We start from the raw sequence: 21,165 nt of genomic DNA on the forward strand, positions 1-21,165 counted from the left end.
GGTCAGCCGTTCCCCTCGGGTGCGCCCGTCGCCGGCGGGTCCTCGACGAGCCGGAAAGCGAGTGCGCGGGCCGTGCGGTGGGCGAACAGCAGGGAGGGGTCGAGGCCCCGGCCGGTGAGGGCCGCGATGGCGGCGGCGGCCTGGACGGCGGTGAAGGAGTCACCGCCGGCGCTGAAGAAGTCGTCGGTCGCGGTCATCCGGTCGTTGCCGGAGCAGGTCCGGAACTGCTCCAGGACCAGGCTCTCGATGGTCTGCGCCGTCTCGCTCACGAGGCGTCTCCTTCAGTCGGGATCAAGGTGTTTCCTTCCGTCGGGGCCGGGGGTGTCCGGGTGCGGTCCGTCCGGTGCGCGGTGGCGAGGGCGGCGGCGTACGCGGCCGGCGTGCGGTGCCGGAAGAGGAGGTCGACGGGTATGTCGTGGCCGAGTCTTCCGGCCAGCGCGTCCGTGACGAGAACCGCGGTGAGGGAGTTGCCCCCGAGCGCGAAGAAGTCGTCGTGGGCGGTGACACCGGTGTGTTCCAGCACCTCCTGCCAGCACTGGATGACCGCGCGCACCACCGTCGGATCGGCACCCGCGCAGGCCTGCGAGGATTCGTCGGGCCCGGCGGGCCCGGGTCCTTCCGCGACCGGTGGAGCGAACGGCGGCGGCGTGAGCAGGCGGGCCAGGGCGGTGGCAGCCGCCGTGCCAAAGGGTTCGGCGGCGTTGCCGGCGATCGGGCGCAGAGGGAAGCGGGTGCGGGCCTCGATGCGGGCGCGGGTGACCGCGTCGAGGTCCGGGCTGGTCCATACGACCTTGTGGGAGAAGCCGGCACGCAGGAGGTGGAAGGCCGTAATGCTGCTGAGGGCGAGACTGTCGAGGAGCATCGCGGCCGGCAGCCGGGTATGGGTGGCGTGCTGCTGCGTCATGGTGTCGAGCGCGGCGGCGATGTCGTCGTGGTCCGGAGTGTCGGGGACGGCGAGGCGGGAGCCGGACAGCAGGGTCAGCAGGACTTCGACGACGCCGAACGTCTCCTGGAGCGGTGTGCGGTGCAGCACGGTGTCGCCGGGGGCCAGACCCAGTGCGTCGCGCTCGGCGAGCAGAGCACGCGTCAGGTCGCCCTCGACGAGGAGGGCCGATGGCGTTCCTCCCAGACCGGTCACCGCGCACACCGGACGCTCCGGGTCGGCCGGAGGCGCGGGCAACGGCACCTGGAACGTGGCGCGGTCGAGCGCGAGGTCGGCGCTGTCGAGCACCATGTCGCCATACGGCGGGCCGTCGGGGTCGAGCACCGTGAAGGCGGCGCCCGCGCCGAGCACGCCGAGGAGGCCTGTCGTCACGTCGGGGCCCGGGGGCAGGCGTAACCCCACCAGCGCTCCCGGCGGGAGGTCGCGCAGACGCAGCAGGCGGGACAACCGCCCTGCTTGGTCGAAGAGTTCACGGTACGTCAGGGACGTGTCGGCCCTGGTGACGGCCACGGCGTCCGGGACGAGCCGGGCTCGTCGGCGCAGCAGCGCGTACAGGGGCGGGATCACGGCCGAGGTCACGGGGGCCGACGTCATGGGCAGCCCTCTCGGCGATCCTGGCGCAGCGAAGCCGCGACATGGGCGAGGGAACGGGGCCCGAGGAGTGCCTCGCCGGTGAGTCCGGACCACCCGGCTTTTTCCAGCGAGGTCTTGACCTCGGGATAGGCCCCGGCCCGGCCGCCCTGTTCCAGGTACCCGGCGTCGGCGACAACGGTGTCGCGGCCCAGGGCGCCGGCAACGGCGCGGACCAGCGCGGCGACGGCGTCCGGCTGTTGCGGGAGCGGATCTCCGGCGGAATGACCTGTGGCGCACGGGGGGCAGCTGGGATGCGCGCACGGGCGCACGTCGATGGTGCGCGGGACCGTCAGACCCGGGCGGTCCAGCGCATGCAGCGCGTGCCGCCTCAGATCCTCGCCGGTCAGCGTGCCGGAGCGGGCGTGCACGGCGGCGTGCAGCGAGGGGACGTCCTCGGATCTGACGGTCAGGTCGACGGCGCATACCCCGGGGTGGGAGGCGAGCAGATCGCGGGAGGCGGTGAGATCGGTCCAGGTCCTGCCGTCGACGAGAACCCAGTCGGGGCGGCGGGGCCGGACCGCGGAGCGGGCGCTGCCGCGAATCGGAGCGGAATCGCCGTCGGCGGCGGCGACGAGCAGTGATTCCACACCTCGCAGCACAGCCGTCATGGTGTCCTTGTCGAGCAGGTCCGTGTCGCAGGCCAGGTCGAGGGTCGTGGCCCGGCCGTCGGAGCCGGCCGAAACGCCGACGGTCGGCCGGGCCGTGCGCTGAAGGGACCAGCGGGTGCGCGAGCGAGGGAGCAGACCGGCGGAGGTACGAGACGGCGGACCGACGGGGTGGTGCACGGGGGCGGTCAGGAGGCGGCTGTTGAGCGTGGTCTCCCACTGCACAAGGGCGCCGCGCTCGACGGCGTGGGCGGCGCGGGACTCCAGGAAGCGCGCGTAGTCGTAGTCGCGGTGGCGGGTCGCCTCCAGGAGACGGGTGAGCGCGTCGCGAGCGGCCTCCAGCAGCGACGGCTCGTCAGCGGGCCCGGACGGGACGGCCGGAAGCAGGACGTGAACGGTTTCCAGTGCGCATTCGACAAGAGTGGCCCCGCGTCGCGGCGCGGGTTTGCCCATGAAGACGGACCAGGTGATCGCACCACCGGTGTAGGCGGAGAGCATCATGTGCGTGGCGGCGAGGACGAGCGCCGTGGGGGTGAGGGCGGCGTCGGCGGACAGACGGGCGAGCGCGTGGTCGATCGCCGGGGATGTCAGGGACAGGACGCGGGCGGCACGCGGCGAGCGGTCGTCACGGCGGTAGGGGAAGGAGACGTTGGCCACCTCGCTCAGCAGGCGCGACCAGTGGGCCTGGGCCTCGTCGTCAGCGCGTCGTCCGTGCTCGGAGTGTTCCAGAGCGGTGCGGGCGGACAGCGGCAGCGCCGGTCGCAGACCTGTCTGCGGGTCGACTCCCGTGACGATGTTCAGCAGGACCTGACCGAACTCGTCCTGGAGCCGGCGCAGCGCCTCCAGGTCCACGATGCAGTGATGAAGGGCGACGAGCACGTACACGGCGGCGCCGGCGTCGGTGAGCACGGCGGCGCGCAACGGGGTGGTGCCGTGCCAGTCCTGCAGTTCGTCGCCGAGGGCGACGGACAGGCCGATCACGCCGTCGGGACCGAGCTCGCTCAGCTCCGCCCTGGGAAAGGGAGCCTGGCTGTCCGGGGGTCGGACATGGTGGGCCCAGTCGCCTCCGGGGAGGGGTGCCAGTGTGGAGCGCAAGGCGTCGTGGCGTGCCACGAGAAGGTGCAGCGCCTGGTCCACCAGGTGCGGAGCGAGACCGTCCGGCAGCGGCGCGAACAGCGTCACGACGAGGGTGTGGCGTTGCTCCACCGGAAGGTCCACCGCATGGTAGACGGCGTGGAAGTGTCCGCGAGGCAGGGGAACGGTGGTGGCCGGGTCAGCCGTCATGGTCCGGTCCGTCGGGCTCCTGGTGCACGGTCTGTTCGTCGTGGAGATCGATGACACGGGTGTCCGCCTGCCGCATGTGGCGGCGGACAAGGGTTTCGACGCGCTCGTCCGGGTGCAGCAGGATCGCGTCACCGGTGTCCTCGACGCGAGTGATGCCCTGGGCTCGCATGAAGTCACGCACACGCGTGGCCAGGGAGCCCCGGTCCTCGGTGATCAGGCGTTGCACGGCGGGGTCGAGGTGTGGGTGCCAGACGTCCATGAGCAGCACGACGCGTGGGGCGTCTCCGGTGTGCCACACCTCGTGTTCGAACGAGTCGTCGAAGACCAGGCATGAGCCCTCACGCCAGTGCAGGGTGCGGTCACCGACCCGCATACGGGGGCCTTGGGGCACGTGCAGGCCGAGATGCACGCGAAGCTTGGCGTTGGAGGCACCGCAGTGCGGCACTATGTGGGAGCCGGGCTGAAGGCGGGAGAGAGTCACGACGCCGGGTCCGGCGAGCGTGGCCTCGGGGATGGCCTCGATGATCCCGGCGGTGACGGGGAAGCGCTCACAGGCGTCGTCGAAGCGCTGGCCGCCTTCGTAGAAGGTGACCTGTTTCCAGTCACCGGTGCCGAGGAGCGGTTCCTCGACAGGGAGGAAGCCGTTGTCGTCCGCGCTGAGCACACGCTCCAGCTCGGCGCGGATCAGCCGGAAATTCTCCTCCAGGTACGGCACGAACCAGAATTCGGCCGGGTCGTGCACGGGCACGGGGTCGAGCGACGGCAGGTAGTGCACGGGGCGTTGCAGGGGATCGCGCCAGACACCTTGCTCCACGGCGAGCCGGGCGCAGTCCGCGGCCGCCTGCGGCTCGCCCTCGGCCAGCAGGACGTCGATCAGGTCGGCGTACCGTCGGCGCACCTGCTCACGGTGATGTGGGCGAGCCGTCCCAGCCATGTCAGGTCTCCTGTCCATTGTCCGGGGGGCCCGGGGCGGAGCGCACGACGTGCGGGCGGCGTGACGCTCGGGGTGCCCTGGTGGTCGGTCGGGTCACGCTCCCAGCGGTTCTGCGCACGAGGTCCCCCGTCCGGCGCAGCGCCAACTCGCCGCACATTAGCAAAGGGTCGATGACGACAGCCAGCCTTGTCGATCACGGCGGTGGCCCTGAAACGTTCTTGCCACAGGCATGTCGTGGCTGGCAGGCTCGGGCCAAACGGCCCCGTGATCAAGGAGCGTGCATGCCCACGGCCTTCGACGGTGTCCATGAGGCGGTCGGGCACTGGGCCCGTGTCACTCCCGATGCGGTGGCTGTGAGTTGGCGCGGCGGGCAACTGACGTATCGGGCGTTGGAGCGCCGCGCGGACCGGTTGGCGCGATCGCTCCGGACAGCGGGGGTGCGTGCCGGTGAAGCGGTCGGCATCCTGCTGGCACGCTCCCCCGACAGCGTGGTCGCACTGCTTGCGGTGTTGAAGAGTGGTGGCTGTTATGTGGCGTTGGACCCGCGTGCGCCGCTCACCCGGCGACGGGCCGTGCTCGACGCGGCGGGGGCCTCGGTGCTCGTGACGGACGGCGACGAGGGTCTGGGACGGCGCGTGCTGCGTCCGGCGACGGCGCACTGCCCCGGGTCGTCCGAGCGCACGGAGCGGGCGCCGAGGACGACGACGCACCCCGAGGCCGCGGCCTACGTCGCCTTCACCTCCGGAACGAGCGGCGCTCCCAAGGGGATTGTCGTGCCGCACCGTGCGGTGCTGCATCTGGTCGCCGATCCGGAAGCGGCCGGGGCCCGGCGTGACGACGTGGTGGTGCACGCCTCGTCACCGGCCTTCGACGCCTCCACGTTCGAGGTGTGGGCTCCCCTGGTCAACGGCGGCCGGCTGGCGTTGCCCGACTCCGAGGAGCGCACGCCCCGGGAGCTGGGGCGGGTCGTCGCCCGGGAGGGTGCGACGCTGCTGTGGCTCACCGCCGGGCTGTTCCACCGCTTCTCGGATGCCGAGTTGGGGCGTCTGCGGGGACTGCGCAGACTCCTGGCGGGCGGGGACGTGGTCTCGCCGCGGCAGGTGAACCGGGCGATCGCAGCGCTGCCGGGCGCCTCGCTGGTCAACGGCTACGGCCCCACGGAGAACACCACCTTCACGTGTCTGCACACGGTGACCGGGCCCGTGGCAGGTCCCACCGTGCCCATCGGAACGGTCCTGCCGGGCGCCGGAGCGCGGGTTGTCGACGCGGTGCTGGGCCCGCTGCCGGCCGGGCGTACCGGCGAACTGCTGGCCTGGGGCCCCGGGGTGGCCCGGGGCTACCTCGGCGATCCCCGGCTGACCGCGGAGCGTTTCGTGCCGGCCCCTGACGCGGTGGGCGGCCGGGCGTACCGGACGGGGGACGCGGTGCGCGATCGCGGTGACGGTGTGCTGGAGTTCGAGGGACGGATGGACCGGCAGGTCAAGATCCGCGGCTTCCGGGTGGAACCGGCCGAGGTGGAGGCCGTCCTGACACGGCTGCCCGGAGTGGGCGAGGCAGCGGTGGTGGCGCCCCGCCGGGACGACGGCGAGCGCGAACTGACCGCGTTCGTGGTGTACGAGGACCCTTTCAGCGACGGGTCGTTGGCGCTGAGGCAGGAGCTGGCCGAGCGCCTGCCCGACTACACGGTGCCGACCGCGGTGCGGGTGGTGGACGCCCTGCCGCTGACCGACGGGGGGAAGGTGGACCGGGCGGCACTGGAGGCGTCGCCGCCCCTGCCGCGCCGCGCTGTCGGAACCGCGTACACTCCGCCGGCGACCGGGCTGGAGAGGCTTCTGGCGGGGCTGTGGGCGGATCTCTTCGGCTTGGACGAGGTCGGTACGCACGACGACTTCTTCGAACTGGGCGGCAACTCACTGCTGGGCATGCGGCTGGCCGGAGAGATCCAGGACGTGTTCGGCGTCGAGGTGCCGGCCCGGCGGTTCTACGAGAAGCCCACGGTGGCCGCGCTTGCGTGGCTGGTGGAGGAGGCCGCGGGACCGGCCGGCGTCCCGAGGTGACGTCGGCCGGCGGCGGGGTCATCGTCCCGGCAGCCGGGACAGCGGCACTTGGTCGTCCTCGACGATCCGGGCGAGCACGGCGGAGAACCGCCGCGCCCAGTCGGACGGTGCCGTGCTCGCGTACAACTCCTTGGCCGTGAAGATCTCCGTCGCGATGGGACCGCTGCCGAAGTCGAAGGTGTCGAAGAACAGGTGGGCCCGCCAATAGGTGGTGACCGGGCCCTGTCCGTGTGCGTCGAAGTCGATCGCCGCCGCCCGTATCCCGTCCGACAGGGGGAACCCGACGGGCGGGGTGTTGTGCATGGTGAATCCCACTCGTTCCAGCGGATGCGGTCGAGTCCCGTCGTCGGTACCGCGCAACAGCCATTCGTTGGGCAGCCGCTGGGTGTCCTGACCGTCCAGGACGCGGTCCGCGGTGCGGGCCAGGACCTCGGCGAACGGTGGATCCCCGGTCAGGTCGGCGAAGACGCGCAGATAGTCGGAGTAGAGGCCGACGGCGTCCTCCATGGCGCGGCTGTGCCGGCGGGCCGTTAGGCTGTAGGTGACCAGCCGGTCGACGTCGCAGACGCGGGCGAGCATGCTGTGGAAGGCCGCGAGCAACGCGACGAAGACGGTGACGCCGTGCCGTCGGCTCAGTGCCCTTACGGCGTCGCTGAGTCCGGCCTCCAGGTGGGTGCTCAGCAGCCAGCCCTCGGCCTTCGGGCCCGGGGTGGGAGGGTGGTCGGCGGGCAGTTCCAGTGCGGGCAGGCGCGCGAGGGCGTCCCGCCAGGGAGCCAGAGCGGCGTCGAGGCGTTCGGAGGTCCAGCGCTCCCGCTCGGCACTGGCCCACTGGGTGGGCTGGAGTGGCGCGGGGCGCACGGGCAGCGGTTCGCCGGCGGCTGCGTGGCGGTAGTGGGCGGCGATGTCGGCGGCGAGGACCGACAGGGACCACAGGTCGACGGCCACATGGTGGGGCGAGACCAGCAAGGCGTGGTGGTCGGCCGCCAGGCGCACCAGGCCCCAGCGAACCGTCGTACCGCCGGCCATGTCGAAGGGGCTGGCCGCATCGTCGCGCCCGATGCGCACCAGGGCGTCCTCGCGTGCGCGGGCGGGCAGCGAGGTGAGGTCGATCAGAGGCAGGGGCCGGGACCAGGGCGGGTCGACGACCTGCATTCGGCGGCCGTCGACGAGTGGATAGCGGGTGCGCAGGCTGTGGTGGCGTCGCACCGCCGCGGCGACGGCTTCCCGCAGGGCACACGGCCGCAACGGCCCGCGCAGGCGCAGCAGGACAGGGCGGTGGTAGGGGGCGGATCCGATGCTGTGGTCGAAGTCCCACTCCCATTCCTGGTTGGCGGTCAGGGGGTGTGCGTCCAGGTCGTGGGCGTTCACCGGGCCGCTCCCCCGCCGGCGGTCCTGCCGTAGGCCACGGCGCTCCGCGCGAAAGTCTCGTTCACGCAGGCCCTCCGGCACACAGGTCGAGTTCGTCCGGAACGGCGAAGTCGAGGGCGTCGCGGCAGAAGTCGCTCCAGCCGGGGGTGTCCCCGGCGAAAACGGTCCGGTCGCCGGGGATCACGGAGGCGGTGACGGTCAGGTCGTCGTGCAGGTACACGACAGCGGAGTCGTCCTCGCCGGTGGTGTCCTGCCAGCCCGGGAAACGCCGAAGCTCCCCGAGCGGGTACGCCCGGCAGTAGGGCTGCCATGTGCCGCCGTCCCGGAAACGGGCCAGCGCGCGGGCCACGGTGGTGTGCCCCGCGGCGAGGGCGACGTCGTAGGGTGTGCGCCCGTCGGCCCCGGCACGGGGATCGGCGCCGTGTTCGAGAAGCAGGGCCACCAGTTCCGCGCTTCCCCGGCCGGCCGCCCAGTGCAGCGGGGTCCAGTCGTGGGTGTCACGCGCGGCGGGCGAGGCGTCCTCGGCCAGGGCGGTGCGGGCACCGGCGGTGTCCGCCGCCTGTACGGCCGCGAACAGACGCGCGTCGGGTTCCGGCAGGTGTTCCAAGGTCGTTCGCTCCTCGTCGTCTCTGTGGGTCGCCGGTGGCGGGGCGCTCAGGCGCGCTCGGGGGTGAGTCCCGAGTACATGGTGTATGCGAGATGGGTGATGTAGGCGCGGTGAATGGTGTCCGCCTCCATGCGCAGGGCGGTCGGTGTCTCCGCGAACCGGGCACCGCAGTCGGTGAGCACGGTGAGCCAGCGCCGGAAGTACGGGGTGTCGCGGACGTCGTGGAAGGACAGTCCCGTCAGCCGGCGGAACCGTTCGAAGACCACGCCCTCGCGGGTCATCAAGGCCCCGCCGACGGCGGCCGTCAGCCGGGAGGGTTCGTCGAGGGAGAACCGGTGGGCGAAGGTGAACCGGTCGGGGTGGCCGAGATACTCGTCGTACTTGCGGTTCTCGTTCCACAGCAGATGGTGGCCGATGATCGACTCGGCGCCGCTGCCGAAGCCGATCTTGTCCCCGGTCAGGTCGTACTTGTAGTTGCCGTCCCGGTCCTCGTGGGCGGGGTCACGGACCCAGTACCCGTGGCAGTACTCGTGGTACCCCACCGCGCGCAGCCGCTCCATGGAGAACTCGTAGGCCCGGGTCATGGCGGTTCTGTCGTGCGCCTCGATCTGTCGGCGCGTCAGCTGCATGGCCATCACCGTCTTGGGGGTTGCCCTGTAGGGGTAGACCGACACGTGCGGCGGATCCAGGGCCAGCAGTTGGTCGAAGGTCTCCCCCAGCGCATCGAGCGTCTCACCGGGGAAGCCGGAGATCAGATCCACGTTGAAGTTGTCGATGCCGCCCGCACGCAGCAGTTCCACGGCCCGCGTCACGTCGTCCGGGCCGTGGGCCCGTCCCGAAACCCGTAGCTGGTACTGGCTCAGCGATTGCACACCGATGCTCATGCGGTCGACCCCGGCCTCGCGCAGCGCCGCCACCCGGTCCTCGGTCAGGTCGTTCGGGGTGGTCTCCACCGACCACTGGCGCAGTGTGGACAGGTCGAAGGACTCCCGGACTGTTTCCGCCAGGTACGTCAGCTCCCGCGGGGTGAGCCGCGTGGGGGTGCCGCCTCCCCAGTACATGACGTCGGGACGGTATCCCAGACCGGTGAGCAGCGGCCCGTACAGCCGGATCTGGGTGCAGAGCGCATCCAGGTAATCGCGGCGTTCCTCCTCGTCGTAACGCAGCCGGCGTACGGGGATGTCCACGACCCAGTCGCAGAAGTGGCACTTGGACAGGCAGAACGGCACGTGGACGTAGATCGCGAGACGCTTGTCCGGGTCGTCCTTGACGACGTCGGCCGCCGCGGAGAGCAGCTCTCCCGGCCCCATCGCGGTCATCACGGGCTCCCTTCGCCGGAGGTGGGGACGCCGGGACCGGACAGGGCCCGTATGCGGTGGATCAGACGGGTGGTGGAGCGGTCCTCGACGTTGTCGAGCAGGTGCACCCGTCCGCCCAGTCGCGTCACCAGCGACCATTCGGGCAGGGTCTGAGGGGTGTAGTCGCTGCCTTTGACGTAGACGTCGGGACGCAGCGCCTCCAGGAGGTCCACCGGGCTGTCCCCGCCGAAGGGCACGACGGCGTCGACACAGCTCAGGGCGGCCAGGATGCGCATCCGCTCGTCCAGGGGGGTCAGCGGACGCCCGGGCCCCTTGAGCCGTCGGACGCTGTCGTCGCTGTTGACGCCGACGACGAGGAGGTCGCCGAGTTCCTTGGCGCGGCTGAGGTTGGAGACGTGCCCGGCGTGCAGGATGTCGTAGCAGCCGTTGGTGAAGACCAGACGGCGGTCGGCGCGATCGTGGGCACGCTGCCAGGCCGCGAGGCCGCCGGGGGCGATGACCTTGCCGGTGGCGCCCAGTCGTGCGGCGAGGTCGTCCGCCGTGCACACGGCGGTTTCGGGGCGGGTGACGACGGCCTCCGCGGCGGCGGAGGCCAGTTCCAGGGCGGGCGCGGTGTCGGCCCCGCAGGCGAGGGCGAGGGTGAGCGCGGCCGCGAACGTGTCGCCGGCACCGACGGTGCTGCGGATCTGCAGCCTGCGGCTGTAGGTGCGTACGGCGGGACGGTCGCGTTCGACGGCCACGGCGCCGTCGGCGCCCAGGGTGAGCACCGCGATGCGGGCTCCGGACAGGTGCAGGACGCGTTCGGCGAGCCGGCGTGGCTCTTCCAGGTCCCCGCCCTTGCCGTCGTCCGGTACGGGCAGCAGCAGCCCGGCCTCCTCGCGGCTGGGCGTCACGGCGGTGGGCCGCACGGTCCGCAGGGCGGCGATGTCCCTGGCGTCGGCGACCAGCGTCTCGGGGCCGACCGGGCGCAGCGCGGCCAGCGCGGCGACCAGGGGCCCGGACAGGAGCCCACCGCCGTACAGGGAGATCACCACGGCGTCCGCGGATGCCATACGCCCGGCCAGCAGCGCGGTCCAGCCGCCCTGGTCGAGCAGCGGGGCGACCGGACCGTCACCGATGTCGACGCGCATGAGGAGCTGTCCGCCCACGGTATGGCGGCGTTTGACGGGCGTGGTGCCACCAGGCACCCGCAGGACACCCTCGGTGCCCACGCCGGCCTCACGCAACAGCCCCACCAGGCGGTCGCCCGCCTCGTCGGCACCGCAGGCGGTCACGATCTCCACCTCGGCACCGAGGGCGGCGGCGTTGGCCGCCAGGTTGGCGGCACCGCCGCAGTGGTGCAAGGTCCGTTCGGCGCGCAGCACGGGCACGGGAGCCTCACGGGCCAGGCCATGCGCGGCGCACCGCACATAGGTGTCCAGGACGGCGTCGCCGATCACCAGCAGGCGGCGGCCGGCGAGGGTCCGGGCGAGTTGCGACAGGTCCACGGTCATGAGCGCCGGTCCCGGTCGAGGACGTGGGCGAGATGGCGGGCCATGGCGGCGACGGTGCGGGTCTCCAGGACACTGCGGACCGACAGCTCCGTCGCGTACCGCTCCTCGACGCGGTGGACGATGCGGATGGCGTGCAGGGAGCCGCCGCCGAGGTCGAGGAAGTCGTCGCCGGGCGCCACGTCGCGTTGCAGCACCTCCGACCAGATGGCACGCAGTGGTTCGACCAGCCGGTCCTCGTCGGGGGTGGTCGGGCGTCCCGTCACTTCGGCGCCTCCTTGGCGATGACGTAGCCGGGGAAGACCAGATGGGTCAGGCCGGACTCCAGCAGGGTCCCGAGCGCTTCCTCGGGGGTTTCGACGATCGGGTGCCCCCGGGTGTTGAGGCTGGTGTTGACGACCATCGGCACGCCCGTGCGGTGGGCGAAGCGTTCGATGAGCCGGTGGAAGGCGGGGTTGTCGGCGCGCTCCACGGTCTGGATGCGCGCGGTGTCGTCGACGTGGACGGCGGCGGGGATGCCGTCACGGCGGGCGGCGGCGGCCCGCAGCATGAAGGGGCTGTCCCTGATGCCGAACCACTCGGCGGCGTGTTCGTTCAGCACGGACGGCGCGAAGGGACGGAACCGCTCGCGGTGCTTCACCTGGGTGTTGAGCCGGTCGCGCATGTGCGGGTCGCGCGGGTCGGCGACGATGCTGCGATGCCCGAGGGCCCGGGGACCTATCTCCGCGGCGCCTTCGAACCAGCCGACCACGGCGCCCTGCTCGACCAGTTCGGCGGCGCGCCCGGCGTGGTCCTCGGTGACCTCGACGTGCAGGGCACCGGCGAGGGCGCGCAGGGCGCGTTCGACCGCCGGGCGGCCGTGGTCGCGCCGCCCGTACATCAACTCGGCGTTGGTGTGCTCACGTCGGGGCCGGCCGAGCACGTCGTGCCAGTACCACAGGGCCGCGCCCAGGGCGGTGCCGTCGTCGCCGCAGGCCGGGTGGAGGTGCAGCCCGGTGAAACCGGACCGGGTGAACGCCTTGTCGGTGGCGGGGGCATTGAGGGCGGTGCCGCCGCTCAGACAGATGGTGGGCGCGTAACCGTTGCGCCGGCACAACGGCTCCAGCTCGGTGAAGAGCCGGTCGACCTGTTCTTCGAGGCCCCGCTGGATGTAGTAGGCCAGGCGTGCGTTGAGCGGCCGGCCGTCGGACTCCACGACGACCGGGTCGGCGTCCGCGAGCGCGACGAGCTCGGCGAAGGAGGAGACCTTGGGCAGCGGGGCGTGCGCGCCGTCCCGTGGCGCGCCGTAGGGGGCGAGGCCCATGACCTTGCCGGCACCGACGATCGCCGAGCCGAAGAGGTGGTGGGCGACGTGTGCGTAGCCGTAGTTGGCGTCGAACCAGCTGTCGAAGTCACGTCGCAGCGGGTACAGCCGGTTGTCGCGGCCGAGGAAGGCGCGGCAGCCGGTGGGGTCGATGGCGACGCTGACCCCCGAGGAGAACGGCGAGGTGTAGAACGCGGCGGCGGCGTGCAGCAGGTGGTGGTCGGGGTTGACCGTGCAGGGGATGCGCCGGCCGCGCAGCAGCACGGTGTCGTTGCGCTGGTTGACCCAGAACTCCAGCCAGGTGTCCTTCAGGTCGCTGCCGTGCAGGGTGGTGATGTCGGGCGAGTCCATGAGATGGAGATTGCACAACAGCACATGGTCGATGTCGCCGATGTCGGCACCGGCCTGGTCGAGCAGTTCGTCGAGGTCCTCCTCGCGCAAGCCCGGGTGCTTCTTGAGGCGGGAGAGGCGCTCGGTGGTGACGAAGGCCCGTATCCGGCCGTCGGTCAGCAGAACGGCGGCGCCGTCGTGGTTGAAGTTGACGGACAGCAGCGTCCGCACGGAACCGGGCGGAGGTCCCTCGGTCATGGCGTTGCTTCCCTCTCGTGCTCGTATGAGGTGCCGAGCCGGGCGGCGACGACGGACCACACGGTGGAGACGTCCAGGTCCGTCAGGCAGTGGGGGTATCCGCCGTCCGGACGGTAGGCGGTGGCACAGCCGCGGTCGCAGCGCGTGGCCGCAGGGTCGTGGGCGGAGCGCCGCAGGGTGCGGCAGGGGTAGCGCAAGGACACCCCGTGGTGCAGGGGGTAGATGCGGGACCAGAGGTACTCGGTCGCGGTCGGGCCGTAGATGACGACCGTGGGCACGCGCAGCGCGGCGGCGATGTGCGCCGGGGCGGAGTCGTTGCCGACCACGAGGCACGCCGAGGCCAGGGCGGTGGCCAGGGCGTCGAGGCTGTGCGGCACCAGGACCAGGGGACGCTGCTCGCCCCCGGCCGCACAGGTGTCCCGCAGTGCCTCCAGTTCGCCGCGCTCGTCCGGCGAGCCGATGAGTGCCACCCGGGCGCCTTCCGCCAGCAGCCGATCGCACAGATCCGCGTACCGTCCGGCGGGCCAGCGTCGGTTCCAGTGCGGGGCGCCGCCGGGGTGGACGACGACCCGTCTCCCGTCCCCGGGCGGGAACGGGTCGGCGACCGGGGTGTACGGGAACGGCGGGACGACCCTCGCGGCGCGCAGGGGGGTGGGCAGACCGAGGGCGACTGCCAGGCCGGTGGCGTACTCGTACAGGTCGGGGCGGCCCAGCAGCGGGGGTGGCAGGCGGACCGGATGAGTGATGGAGGCGTCCCCCGGTCCGCCCGTGGGCAGGGCGACGCGGTGCGGTATGCCGGCGGCGTGGGCGTGGAAGGCGTCCAGGCCGGTGCTGTCGGGGTCGACCAGGCACAGGTCGAACGCCCGGTCGCGCAGCGTCCGCAGGAAGGCGGGCGGCGGCGCCGGATCACCGGGGGTGTGGACAGGGTCGGGGCAGGTGAGGAGGTCGTCCGCGTAGCCGTGGCGCTCCAGCAGGGTGCGGTGGGCACGGGCGGTGGACTCACCCACCACCAGGGTGAGCGTGGCGTGCGGATGGGCCTCGCGCAGCAGTTTCAGGAAGATGTTGCGCTGGACGAGGTCGCCCATGCCCGGAGCGTCCAGCCGTGCGAAGACGCACAGCCGTCGGACGCTCCCGGCGCGTTCGGGCCTCATACGGCTCATGTCAGGGGCTGTCCCACGGGAGCCGTCCGTTCCAGCCGGCCGCGGCCCCGGAGAGTGGCCAGATCGATGTCGGCGTGGCAGCGGGCGGACTCGAAGTCGAGGGTCAGGTCGCCGACGAGACGCACGGTCCCGGTGCCCGCGTCGAAGTCGGCGGCGGACACGTCGGTGGCCTCGGGGTCGACGGTGACACCCAGTTCGCTGCCGCCGCGGGTCTCGGTGAACCGCACGAGGACGTAGCCGCGTTCGAGGCTCTCGCACAGGGCGACGGCGGTGCGCTCCGGACGCAGTCCGGGCTCCACCGGATGGTCTCCCGTGGCCAGTCGATCCAGCAGGGAGGGCACCTCGTCCTCCTCCGGCTCCTGGTCGTGCGGTGCGTCCGCTTCGAGGCGGCGGGCCTGCTCCTCCATGAACAGCCGCAGGCTGAGCGGGCGCATGTCGGTCCACACTTTCTCGATGTGGTCGAGACAGGCGTCCTTGGTACCGGTAGTGCCCTCGGTCCGCCATCCGGTGGGAAGGTCCTGGTCGACGGGCCAGATCGAGTACTGCTCCTCGTGGTTGACCACCACGGCGTACGTGCGGTTGTCGTCGTCCTCGGCGATGGCTGTCATCGGTTGTGTCCCTTCGCTGGGTGTGGGGGCACGGCGCGCGTCGGCGCCTCCTGGCGATCCCGTCCGCCATGACCGGGCACTCCGAGGGACCGCCAGAGGTCGGGCAGGGGTTGCTCGGGAGCCTCGCCGACCTCGGTGATCATGTCCGAGATGGAGCGCAGCATCAAGCGAACGGCGTGTTCGTCCAAGGCCGTTGCGTTGTAGTGCAGGGTCAACGCCACGTCGTCGACGCCGTGTTCGGTGAGGTGGAGGTCGGCGTTGACCCCGTCCCAGGCGGCACCGTCGGCCGGGGGTGCGACGGCGAGCAACCGGCTTTCGTCGAACAACTCGACGGACAGGCCGAGTTCCGCGAGGGACGCCTCGTCACGGGTGAGCGAACTGCGCGGCGGGATGCGGCAGAAGTGCACGCGTGTGTCCCATACGGGCAGGGCGCCGGGGTGCCCCGCGCGGTGCAGGTGGCGCAGTTCGTCGTAGGGGACGTGGCGGACCATGGTGTCGAGCAGCCCGGCATGGGTGCGGCGCAGCAGGTCCGGGAACGTCATCCCGGCGTGGCCCTCCAGTTCGACGCCGAAGGCGATCTGGTCGGAGAGCGGGCCGATGAGCCCGTCACCTCCGTGGGTGTGGCGCAGGTCGGTCCAGGCGGCGAACACGGCGGTTGCGGTGTCCGGTGCCATCATGGCGCGCCAGGAGGCGAGCAGGGCGACGACCGCCAGATCGGCGCTGCAGCCGGCGTCCGCGGCCCGTGCGGCCAGGCGGTGCCACGCGGCACCGGGCACGGGCTTGACCTGGGTGGCGGTGACCCGGCGGTCCGGGGCTCGGGCGCCGAGGGCGGCCGCGAGGGTGCCCTGGCCCTGCCACCGCGCCAGTCGGCGAACCCACCAGGCCTTCCGGGCGGGTGGCGCCGGTCCGAGCGCGGGCGGTTGCGGGGGACGGCCGCCGGGCCGGTGGCGTCCGAAGTAGGCGCGCAGGACGGAGCCGAGGGTGGCGTAGAGCGAACCGAGGTCCGCCACGAGGAAGTGCGCGGTCATGGCGAGGACGAGCTGGTCGGGCGCGATGCGCACGACGTCGAACGTGGCCAGGGGATCGCGCCGTGGGTCACGGGGGGTGGCGGCGGCCTCGCGCAGGGTGCGGGCGCAGTCGGCGCGGTCCGCGTCCCATACGGCGACGGGTGGCGGCGTGCCGGCGGTGCGCAGCCGCAGGGTGCCGTCGTCGTCGGACAGTCGTGCCCGCAGGACGGGGTGGTGGTCGACGACGCGGTGCACGGCCTCCACGAGCCGGGTCACGTCGACGTGGCCGGTGAGGAGCAGGGCGCGGCAGCGCGCCGGGGTGCCGGAGGCGGTCTCCTCCAGCAGGGGCCAGTAGCGGCTCTGCAGTGGCCAGGGGGCCTGCGCGGGCGGGTGGTGGCTCATGGTGCGGCCTCCCCTGCCGGGCGGTCTGTGCGGACAGTCTGGCGGTCTGTTCGGACGGCCTCGCGGTCCAGCAGGCCGGCCATGGCGACGGCGACCCGTCGTTCGCCCCGGTAAGGCTCGCGGCCGTGTGCCGCGAGAAGGTTGTCCACCAGCAGGATGTCCCCAGCGCGCCACGGGACGACGCCGGCTTCGGCGGCGTAGGCGGCGCGGATGTGGGCGAGGTCGGCGGCGGGGATCGGGCCGCCGTCGCCGAAGGTGACGTGGTGGGGCAGGTCCTCCTCGTGCGGGTAGCGGGCGCGCAGCGCCGCGCGCAGGGCGGGGTCCAGACCGTCGGGGTGGAAGAACGCCGCGTGGTTGAACCAGACGTCCTCCCCGGTGCGGGGGTGGCGGGCGAGGGCCGGCTGGGTCTGGCGGGTGTGCAGAGTGCCGTCGGGGCGCCAGTGGGCCTCGATGCCTCCGCGGGCACAGTAGCTGCTCACCTCGTCGGGGTCGTCGGTGCCGAACGCGTGCTGCCAGGACAGGCCGACGCCGGGGTGGTAGGTGCGGAGGTAGCACACCCCTGTGCGGACGAAGCGTCGGACGACGGCCGGGGCCAACCGGGCGAGCACGCGCCGACAGTCGGCGAGGGGGGTACCGCCCCCGGTCCGTGCCGGCACGGTGCACTGGAAGGCCAGCAGCCCCGGGAAGGCCGACTGGTAGGCGTTCTCGTTGTGCAGGGCGATGACCTGGTCGGCCGGATGGTCGGTGGAGGTGTAGACACCGCCGCCCAGCGCGGTGCGCGGCGTGGAGCGCTCCCGGTACGGCAGCGGGTCCCCGCCCAGCGGTCGCAACAGGCGGGGCAGGTCGGCGGGCGTGGCCTGGAAGCCGCGCAGCAGCACCGCTCCATGACGGTCCAGCAGGTCGCGCAGCCGGCCGGTGTCGCGGGCGGCCCAGGCAGCCGGGTCGACGGCGCCGTCGACAGCCTCCACGACGACCGGCAGGGTGCGGCCGGCAGGGGTGGAGCCGGTCCGCACCAGGGCGGCCGGCCGCTCGTCGACCGGGCGTCGGGGCACCCGTCCCGGGCCGTGGCGCAGGCTCACTGCGCGTCACCGCCCGTGTCGGGGGCGGGGCCGCCCAGGAGGGTGTGCAGCACCACGTCGCCGACGGCGAGGTCGAGCGCCCCGACGAGAGCGCCGGGGCGTACGCCGGCCACCGGGCACAGGCCGATGCCGTGTTCCGCCGCGAGCGTCATGAGAAGTTGGCCGATGGCACCCGCCTCGTACGCGGTGAAGTGGTCGGCGAGTTCACCGTAGAGAGGCGTGACGGCCTCGGTGCGGCCGACCAGATGGAGGGCGAATCCGGCCCGTTCCGCGACCGCGCGGTTCACCTCGTGGTGGTCCTCGGGGTGCAGGGCGTGGGCGGGGGTGAGGGGGATCAGACGGTTGCGCACGGGATGGTGGTAGTAGCAGCCGCCGGGCAGTCCGTCGACGGCGCCGACTTTGACCACGGCGTACACCTGGACGGGATAGGCGCCGCCCGCGGAGGGATAGGCGCGGTGGGGTCCGTCGCCGGTGTCGGTCTCCCGTAGCGCGGCGAGGAGCGCCCCGAAGGCGGCGGCGGGCACCGGTCCGCTGCCGAAGCGGCGGACCGTGCGGCGCAGCGCTATGCGCTCCGTGTGTTCGGGGGCCAGGTCGATGCCCTCGGCGTCGTCGAGGTCGTGCCGCAGGCCCAGGCGCCGGTCCTTGAAAGCCTGGCGGTCCTGCAGACGGTCCAGTACGTCGTCCGTGGCCGGGACCGCGGACGGGTGCGCGACGGAGGCCAAGGCGGTGTCCGGGGTGTCCGCGATGTCAGCGATGTCCGCATCGCCTGTGCTGTGTCCGCTCACCAGGACGGCGAGGGAGGGGAACTGGAGTAGCTCCGGTATGTCTACGACAATGCCCAGCTCCTCCTCGACGACGGTGGCCAGGCGCACCAGGTCGACGGAGGTCGCCCCCAGGTCGAGGAGGTTCATGTGCGGTTCGATGGGGCTCACGCCGAGCAGCCGGGACGCCACCGACGCCGCCCGTTCCAGGAGTTCGGCGTCGGGGGCCGGGGCGGTCACGGCGGTGTCGACGCCGGTGCCGGGGCGGGGTGCGGTGGGGACGGAGGAAGCGAGGGCGGCCCGGTCGACGCGTCCGTCCGGCGTCGTCGGGAAGTCGAGGACGAGTTCGACACGCTCGGGCAGCAGGTAGGGGGAGACCATGCGCCGCAGGTGGGCGCGCAGTTCCTCGCCGCTGATCGCGGCGTCCGGTTCCGGTTTGACGTGGGCCACGGTCCCGGTGCCGGTGGGGCTGACGACGACGGCCGCGGCCACCGAGGCGTGTCGCCACAGGGCCAGTTCGACGTCGAGCAGGTTCAGCGGCCGTTCGTTGAGCCATATGCGGGCCGCCCGGTCACCGGCGAACTCGATGATTCCCGATGGCAGTTCGCGCCCCAAGTAGCCGCTGGGCAGCAGCGGCCCGTCCGGGTCGGACGCGTCCGGGTCGTCGTGGTGCACGCGGCCGGTCACCCAGACCGGGCAGCGGGCCAGGGAGTCCGACAGGACGCGCACCTCGCGGTGGGCCAGCGGTCCGCCCAGCGGGACCCAGCCCCAGTCCTCGTCCAGGTCCCCGACCGGCATGCAGGTGGCCCAGATGCCGGGATCGGCCCCCTCCCCCAGGTAGAGCACCCGGCCGTCGGGGCCGGCGAGGGCCCGCAGCCGTTCGGCCGTGGCACGGGGCAGCGGCTCGCCGCTGATCGCGTAACGGCGCGGCGGGACGGGCAGTGTGCCGCCGGCTCCCTCGGCGAAGTCGAGGAACATGCGGGTCAGGGTGGGCGTGGCGGACCAGGCCGTCACCGCCTGACCGGCCGCCAGGGCGACCCAGGCGGCCGGGTTGCGCAGATCGATGTCGTCGGGCAGGACGAGGGCGCCGCCGGCCGTGAGCGGTCCCAGCATGTCGTAGAGGGCGCGTTCGCCGGCCAGCGGGGTCACGCCGAGGAGACGGTCCTCACAGGTGAGGCCGAGGCGCCGGTTGACGTCCTCGACGGTACGGGCGACGGCTGCCGCGGACAGGCTCAACGGAACCGTGCCGCTTTCCGGCGCGCCGATCAGCGCGAGGGTGCCGCCGTGGGCGAAGGGGGGCTCGACGGGCCCGGCCGCATCGGGGGAGTCCGCACCGTCCACGGTCAGTACGGTGACATCGGCGTGCCAGTCCATCCGTTCGCGCAGCCAGGGCTGGGTGACGGCGACGTCCGCGCCCACGACGGCGAGTCGCTGCCAGCGGGCGGCACGGTTCAGATCCGGGGGCACCGGTACGTACGTCGCCCCGGTCCACAGCACGGCGAGCGTTCCGACGACGTGCTCCCAGCCCGGTTCGGCGCACACGGCGACCCGGCTGCCCGGCCCGGCACCCGCGTCCGCGATGCGCCGGGCGAGGCCGGTGACGCGGGCAGCCAGCTCGCGATGTGTGAGGGTGGCACGAGAACTGATCAGGGCGGTCCGGTCGGCGTACCGGACGGACGCCACGTGCAGGAGGGCGGTCACCGACGGCGGTTGCGCCGGTCCCGCAGCCTCCTGTCCGGCCGGTCCGGCCGGCAGCAGATCGTGCTGGTTACGCGTCGTACTGGACATGCGTGTCCGTTCCCCATTCGTCGTCGTCGGTCGCCAGCCGTCGCATCTGCTCGTCGAAGGCGTGGAACACGGCCTCGACGAGGCCGTCCGGAAAGACCTGGACCACGTAGTCCCAGGTGCAGGTGAGGGTCCCGGCGCGCTCACTGATCTGGTGGTCCAGGAGCACCTGCGGCGTCTGGCTGACCGCGTACACGGTCTCGCCGCGCCACGGGACGGGTTCCTCGCCGTCCGCCATCAGCTCCGGCATCAGCATGCTGGTGAAGACGACGGGCATCATGCTGTCGTGCCGGCGCCGGGGGTCCTCGCGCAGCATGCGCAGTACCTCCACGCCGCTGACGGCGCGGTGCTCCAGCCGTTCCCAGAGCCGCCGTTGCAGGTCCTGGGCACGGTCGCGGAAACGGGGCAGCGACGGGCCGACGGCGAGCAGGGTGAGCGTGGTGAAGTCGCCGATCACCTGATCGATGTCGGGGTGCACCCGTTCCCTGTTGAAGGTGGTCAGGTTGAGGGTGAAGCCGCCCTCCCTGCCGCTGAAGGTGCGCAGTACGTCGCAGAAGGCGGTGCACACCACCACCGAGGGGGTGAGACCGGCCGCCGCGGCGCGCCGGACGAGCGTGCCCCACACCTCCGGTCCGAAGGACGTGGTGAGCCGCTCGAAGCGGGGCCGGTCCACGGAGCGCGGGTGGACGCGCTGCGGGAGTTCGGGGGCCGGGGGCAGCCGGTGGGCCTCGGCTCGCCAGTACTCCAGGGCCCGGGCGCGCTGCGGTGAGGTGCGGGCCCGTTCGGCGGCCAGGACGTAGTCGCGGTAGGTCACGCCGAGCGGGGGCAGTTCTCGCTGAGGGTCCCGGTAGAAGGTGAGGAGTTCGGCGGTGAGCACGTGGACGCTGTGGGCGTCCGCGATCAGCAGGTCGAGACTGACGAAGAGCCGGGTGCGGTGCTCGTCGAGGCGGTGGGCGCGCAGGGCGAACAGCGGCCACCGGTCGGCGGGGGCGACGCGGTGCGACAGTTCTTCGCGGGTGCGGGCGTGCAGCTCCGCGATGTCCTCGGGGCTTCGGCCGCGCAGGTCGAGGTGGTCCACGGCGTAGTCGGGGACGTGCTCCAGGACGCGTTGCCGGCCGGAGGGCAGGATCACCGTCCGCAGCGAGTCGTGGCGGGCCACGAGCCGGCGCACGGCCTCCTCCAGCCGGTCGACCTCCAGGTCTTCCAGGTCGAGTTCGGCGTACGTGTGGGTG

The 21,165-nt window shown here is 72.7% G+C and carries 16 protein-coding genes and 1 pseudogene; 1 reads left to right on the top strand and 16 read right to left on the bottom strand.

The features are described from left to right. Nucleotides 1-2: 2 nt before the first annotated feature. From EBH09_RS04440 to EBH09_RS04455, 4 genes are read right to left on the bottom strand one after another with little or no spacing between them, the layout of a single operon-like run. A complete protein-coding gene (locus EBH09_RS04440; protein ID WP_121745665.1) occupies nucleotides 3-269 on the bottom strand; it encodes a phosphopantetheine-binding protein in 267 nt (88 codons plus the stop codon). After that, on the bottom strand, nucleotides 266-1,537 hold the full coding sequence (locus EBH09_RS39790) for a non-ribosomal peptide synthetase (protein ID WP_121745666.1): 1,272 nt from the start codon (nucleotides 1,535-1,537) through the stop codon (nucleotides 266-268). The genes EBH09_RS04440 and EBH09_RS39790 overlap by 4 nt, the downstream gene beginning before the upstream one ends. Next, nucleotides 1,534-3,465 (bottom strand): condensation domain-containing protein, encoded by a 1,932-nt coding sequence (locus EBH09_RS04450; protein WP_121745667.1) that lies wholly within the window; start codon nucleotides 3,463-3,465, stop codon nucleotides 1,534-1,536. Before EBH09_RS04450 ends, EBH09_RS39790 begins: the two co-directional genes overlap by 4 nt. After that, a complete protein-coding gene (locus tag EBH09_RS04455) occupies nucleotides 3,455-4,399 on the bottom strand; it encodes an aspartyl/asparaginyl beta-hydroxylase domain-containing protein (protein ID WP_121745668.1) in 945 nt (314 codons plus the stop codon). Before EBH09_RS04455 ends, EBH09_RS04450 begins: the two co-directional genes overlap by 11 nt. 281 nt (nucleotides 4,400-4,680) lie before the next feature. On the opposite strand from EBH09_RS04455, the gene EBH09_RS04460 reads away from it, so the two are divergent. Beyond that, complete coding sequence (locus EBH09_RS04460) at nucleotides 4,681-6,456, top strand: non-ribosomal peptide synthetase (RefSeq protein WP_121745669.1); 1,776 nt, start codon at nucleotides 4,681-4,683, stop codon at nucleotides 6,454-6,456. Between the two features lie 18 nt (nucleotides 6,457-6,474). Here EBH09_RS04460 and EBH09_RS04465 read toward each other — a convergent pair whose 3' ends face one another. The 12 genes and pseudogenes from EBH09_RS04465 to EBH09_RS04520 all read right to left on the bottom strand — a co-directional run. Continuing rightward, nucleotides 6,475-7,824, bottom strand: coding sequence for a condensation domain-containing protein (locus EBH09_RS04465; RefSeq protein ID WP_193776103.1), 1,350 nt, complete (start codon nucleotides 7,822-7,824; stop codon nucleotides 6,475-6,477). A gap of 61 nt (nucleotides 7,825-7,885) precedes the next feature. Then, nucleotides 7,886-8,431, bottom strand: a complete 546-nt coding sequence (locus tag EBH09_RS04470; RefSeq protein WP_202977420.1) for an ankyrin repeat domain-containing protein — start codon at nucleotides 8,429-8,431, stop codon at nucleotides 7,886-7,888. Between the two features lie 47 nt (nucleotides 8,432-8,478). After that, entirely contained in the window at nucleotides 8,479-9,750 is a 1,272-nt protein-coding gene (locus EBH09_RS38205; RefSeq protein WP_202977421.1) for a coproporphyrinogen-III oxidase family protein, read from the bottom strand. Further along, on the bottom strand, nucleotides 9,750-11,243 hold the full coding sequence (gene rfaE2 / locus EBH09_RS04480) for a D-glycero-beta-D-manno-heptose 1-phosphate adenylyltransferase (RefSeq protein WP_121745672.1): 1,494 nt from the start codon (nucleotides 11,241-11,243) through the stop codon (nucleotides 9,750-9,752). Before rfaE2 ends, EBH09_RS38205 begins: the two co-directional genes overlap by 1 nt. After that, nucleotides 11,240-11,506, bottom strand: coding sequence for an acyl carrier protein (locus tag EBH09_RS04485; RefSeq protein ID WP_121745673.1), 267 nt, complete (start codon nucleotides 11,504-11,506; stop codon nucleotides 11,240-11,242). The genes rfaE2 and EBH09_RS04485 overlap by 4 nt, the downstream gene beginning before the upstream one ends. Continuing rightward, entirely contained in the window at nucleotides 11,503-13,131 is a 1,629-nt protein-coding gene (locus EBH09_RS04490; RefSeq protein ID WP_121745674.1) for a carbamoyltransferase C-terminal domain-containing protein, read from the bottom strand. The genes EBH09_RS04485 and EBH09_RS04490 overlap by 4 nt, the downstream gene beginning before the upstream one ends. After that, nucleotides 13,128-14,291: a glycosyltransferase family 9 protein gene (locus tag EBH09_RS04495; RefSeq protein WP_121745675.1), complete on the bottom strand. Its 1,164-nt coding sequence runs from the start codon at nucleotides 14,289-14,291 to the stop codon at nucleotides 13,128-13,130. The genes EBH09_RS04490 and EBH09_RS04495 overlap by 4 nt, the downstream gene beginning before the upstream one ends. Before the next feature lie 413 nt (nucleotides 14,292-14,704). Next, nucleotides 14,705-14,899 (bottom strand): annotated as a pseudogene (locus tag EBH09_RS38570) (MbtH family protein); the annotation flags it as partial. Continuing rightward, complete coding sequence (locus EBH09_RS04505; protein ID WP_121745677.1) at nucleotides 14,896-16,308, bottom strand: condensation domain-containing protein; 1,413 nt, start codon at nucleotides 16,306-16,308, stop codon at nucleotides 14,896-14,898. The pseudogene EBH09_RS38570 and the gene EBH09_RS04505, both read right to left, overlap by 4 nt. Beyond that, nucleotides 16,305-17,360 (bottom strand): TauD/TfdA family dioxygenase, encoded by a 1,056-nt coding sequence (locus EBH09_RS04510; protein ID WP_238697180.1) that lies wholly within the window; start codon nucleotides 17,358-17,360, stop codon nucleotides 16,305-16,307. Before EBH09_RS04510 ends, EBH09_RS04505 begins: the two co-directional genes overlap by 4 nt. A gap of 23 nt (nucleotides 17,361-17,383) precedes the next feature. Next, nucleotides 17,384-19,936 (bottom strand): AMP-binding protein, encoded by a 2,553-nt coding sequence (locus tag EBH09_RS04515; protein ID WP_121745678.1) that lies wholly within the window; start codon nucleotides 19,934-19,936, stop codon nucleotides 17,384-17,386. After that, the coding region (locus EBH09_RS04520) for a condensation domain-containing protein (RefSeq protein WP_238697181.1) at nucleotides 19,917-21,165 on the bottom strand (1,249 nt) is incomplete at its 5' end. The genes EBH09_RS04520 and EBH09_RS04515, both read right to left, overlap by 20 nt.

It is taken from the genome of Streptomyces sp. E2N166 (assembly GCF_003671715.1).
Taxonomy (GTDB): Bacteria; Actinomycetota; Actinomycetes; order Streptomycetales; family Streptomycetaceae; genus Streptomyces; species Streptomyces thinghirensis.

Excerpts from the sequence above, each read along its gene's own strand:
- EBH09_RS39790 (WP_121745666.1), bottom strand. The coding sequence starts at position 1,537 with ATGACGTCGGCCCCCGTGACCTCGGCCGTGATCCCGCCCCTGTACGCG.
- EBH09_RS04450 (WP_121745667.1), bottom strand. The coding sequence starts at position 3,465 with ATGACGGCTGACCCGGCCACCACCGTTCCCCTGCCTCGCGGACACTTC.
- EBH09_RS04455 (WP_121745668.1), bottom strand. The coding sequence starts at position 4,399 with ATGGCTGGGACGGCTCGCCCACATCACCGTGAGCAGGTGCGCCGACGG.
- EBH09_RS04460 (WP_121745669.1), top strand. The coding sequence starts at position 4,681 with ATGCCCACGGCCTTCGACGGTGTCCATGAGGCGGTCGGGCACTGGGCC.
- EBH09_RS38205 (WP_202977421.1), bottom strand. The coding sequence starts at position 9,750 with ATGACCGCGATGGGGCCGGGAGAGCTGCTCTCCGCGGCGGCCGACGTC.
- rfaE2 (WP_121745672.1), bottom strand. The coding sequence starts at position 11,243 with ATGACCGTGGACCTGTCGCAACTCGCCCGGACCCTCGCCGGCCGCCGC.
- EBH09_RS04490 (WP_121745674.1), bottom strand. The coding sequence starts at position 13,131 with ATGACCGAGGGACCTCCGCCCGGTTCCGTGCGGACGCTGCTGTCCGTC.
- EBH09_RS04495 (WP_121745675.1), bottom strand. The coding sequence starts at position 14,291 with ATGAGCCGTATGAGGCCCGAACGCGCCGGGAGCGTCCGACGGCTGTGC.
- EBH09_RS04505 (WP_121745677.1), bottom strand. The coding sequence starts at position 16,308 with ATGAGCCACCACCCGCCCGCGCAGGCCCCCTGGCCACTGCAGAGCCGC.
- EBH09_RS04515 (WP_121745678.1), bottom strand. The coding sequence starts at position 19,936 with ATGTCCAGTACGACGCGTAACCAGCACGATCTGCTGCCGGCCGGACCG.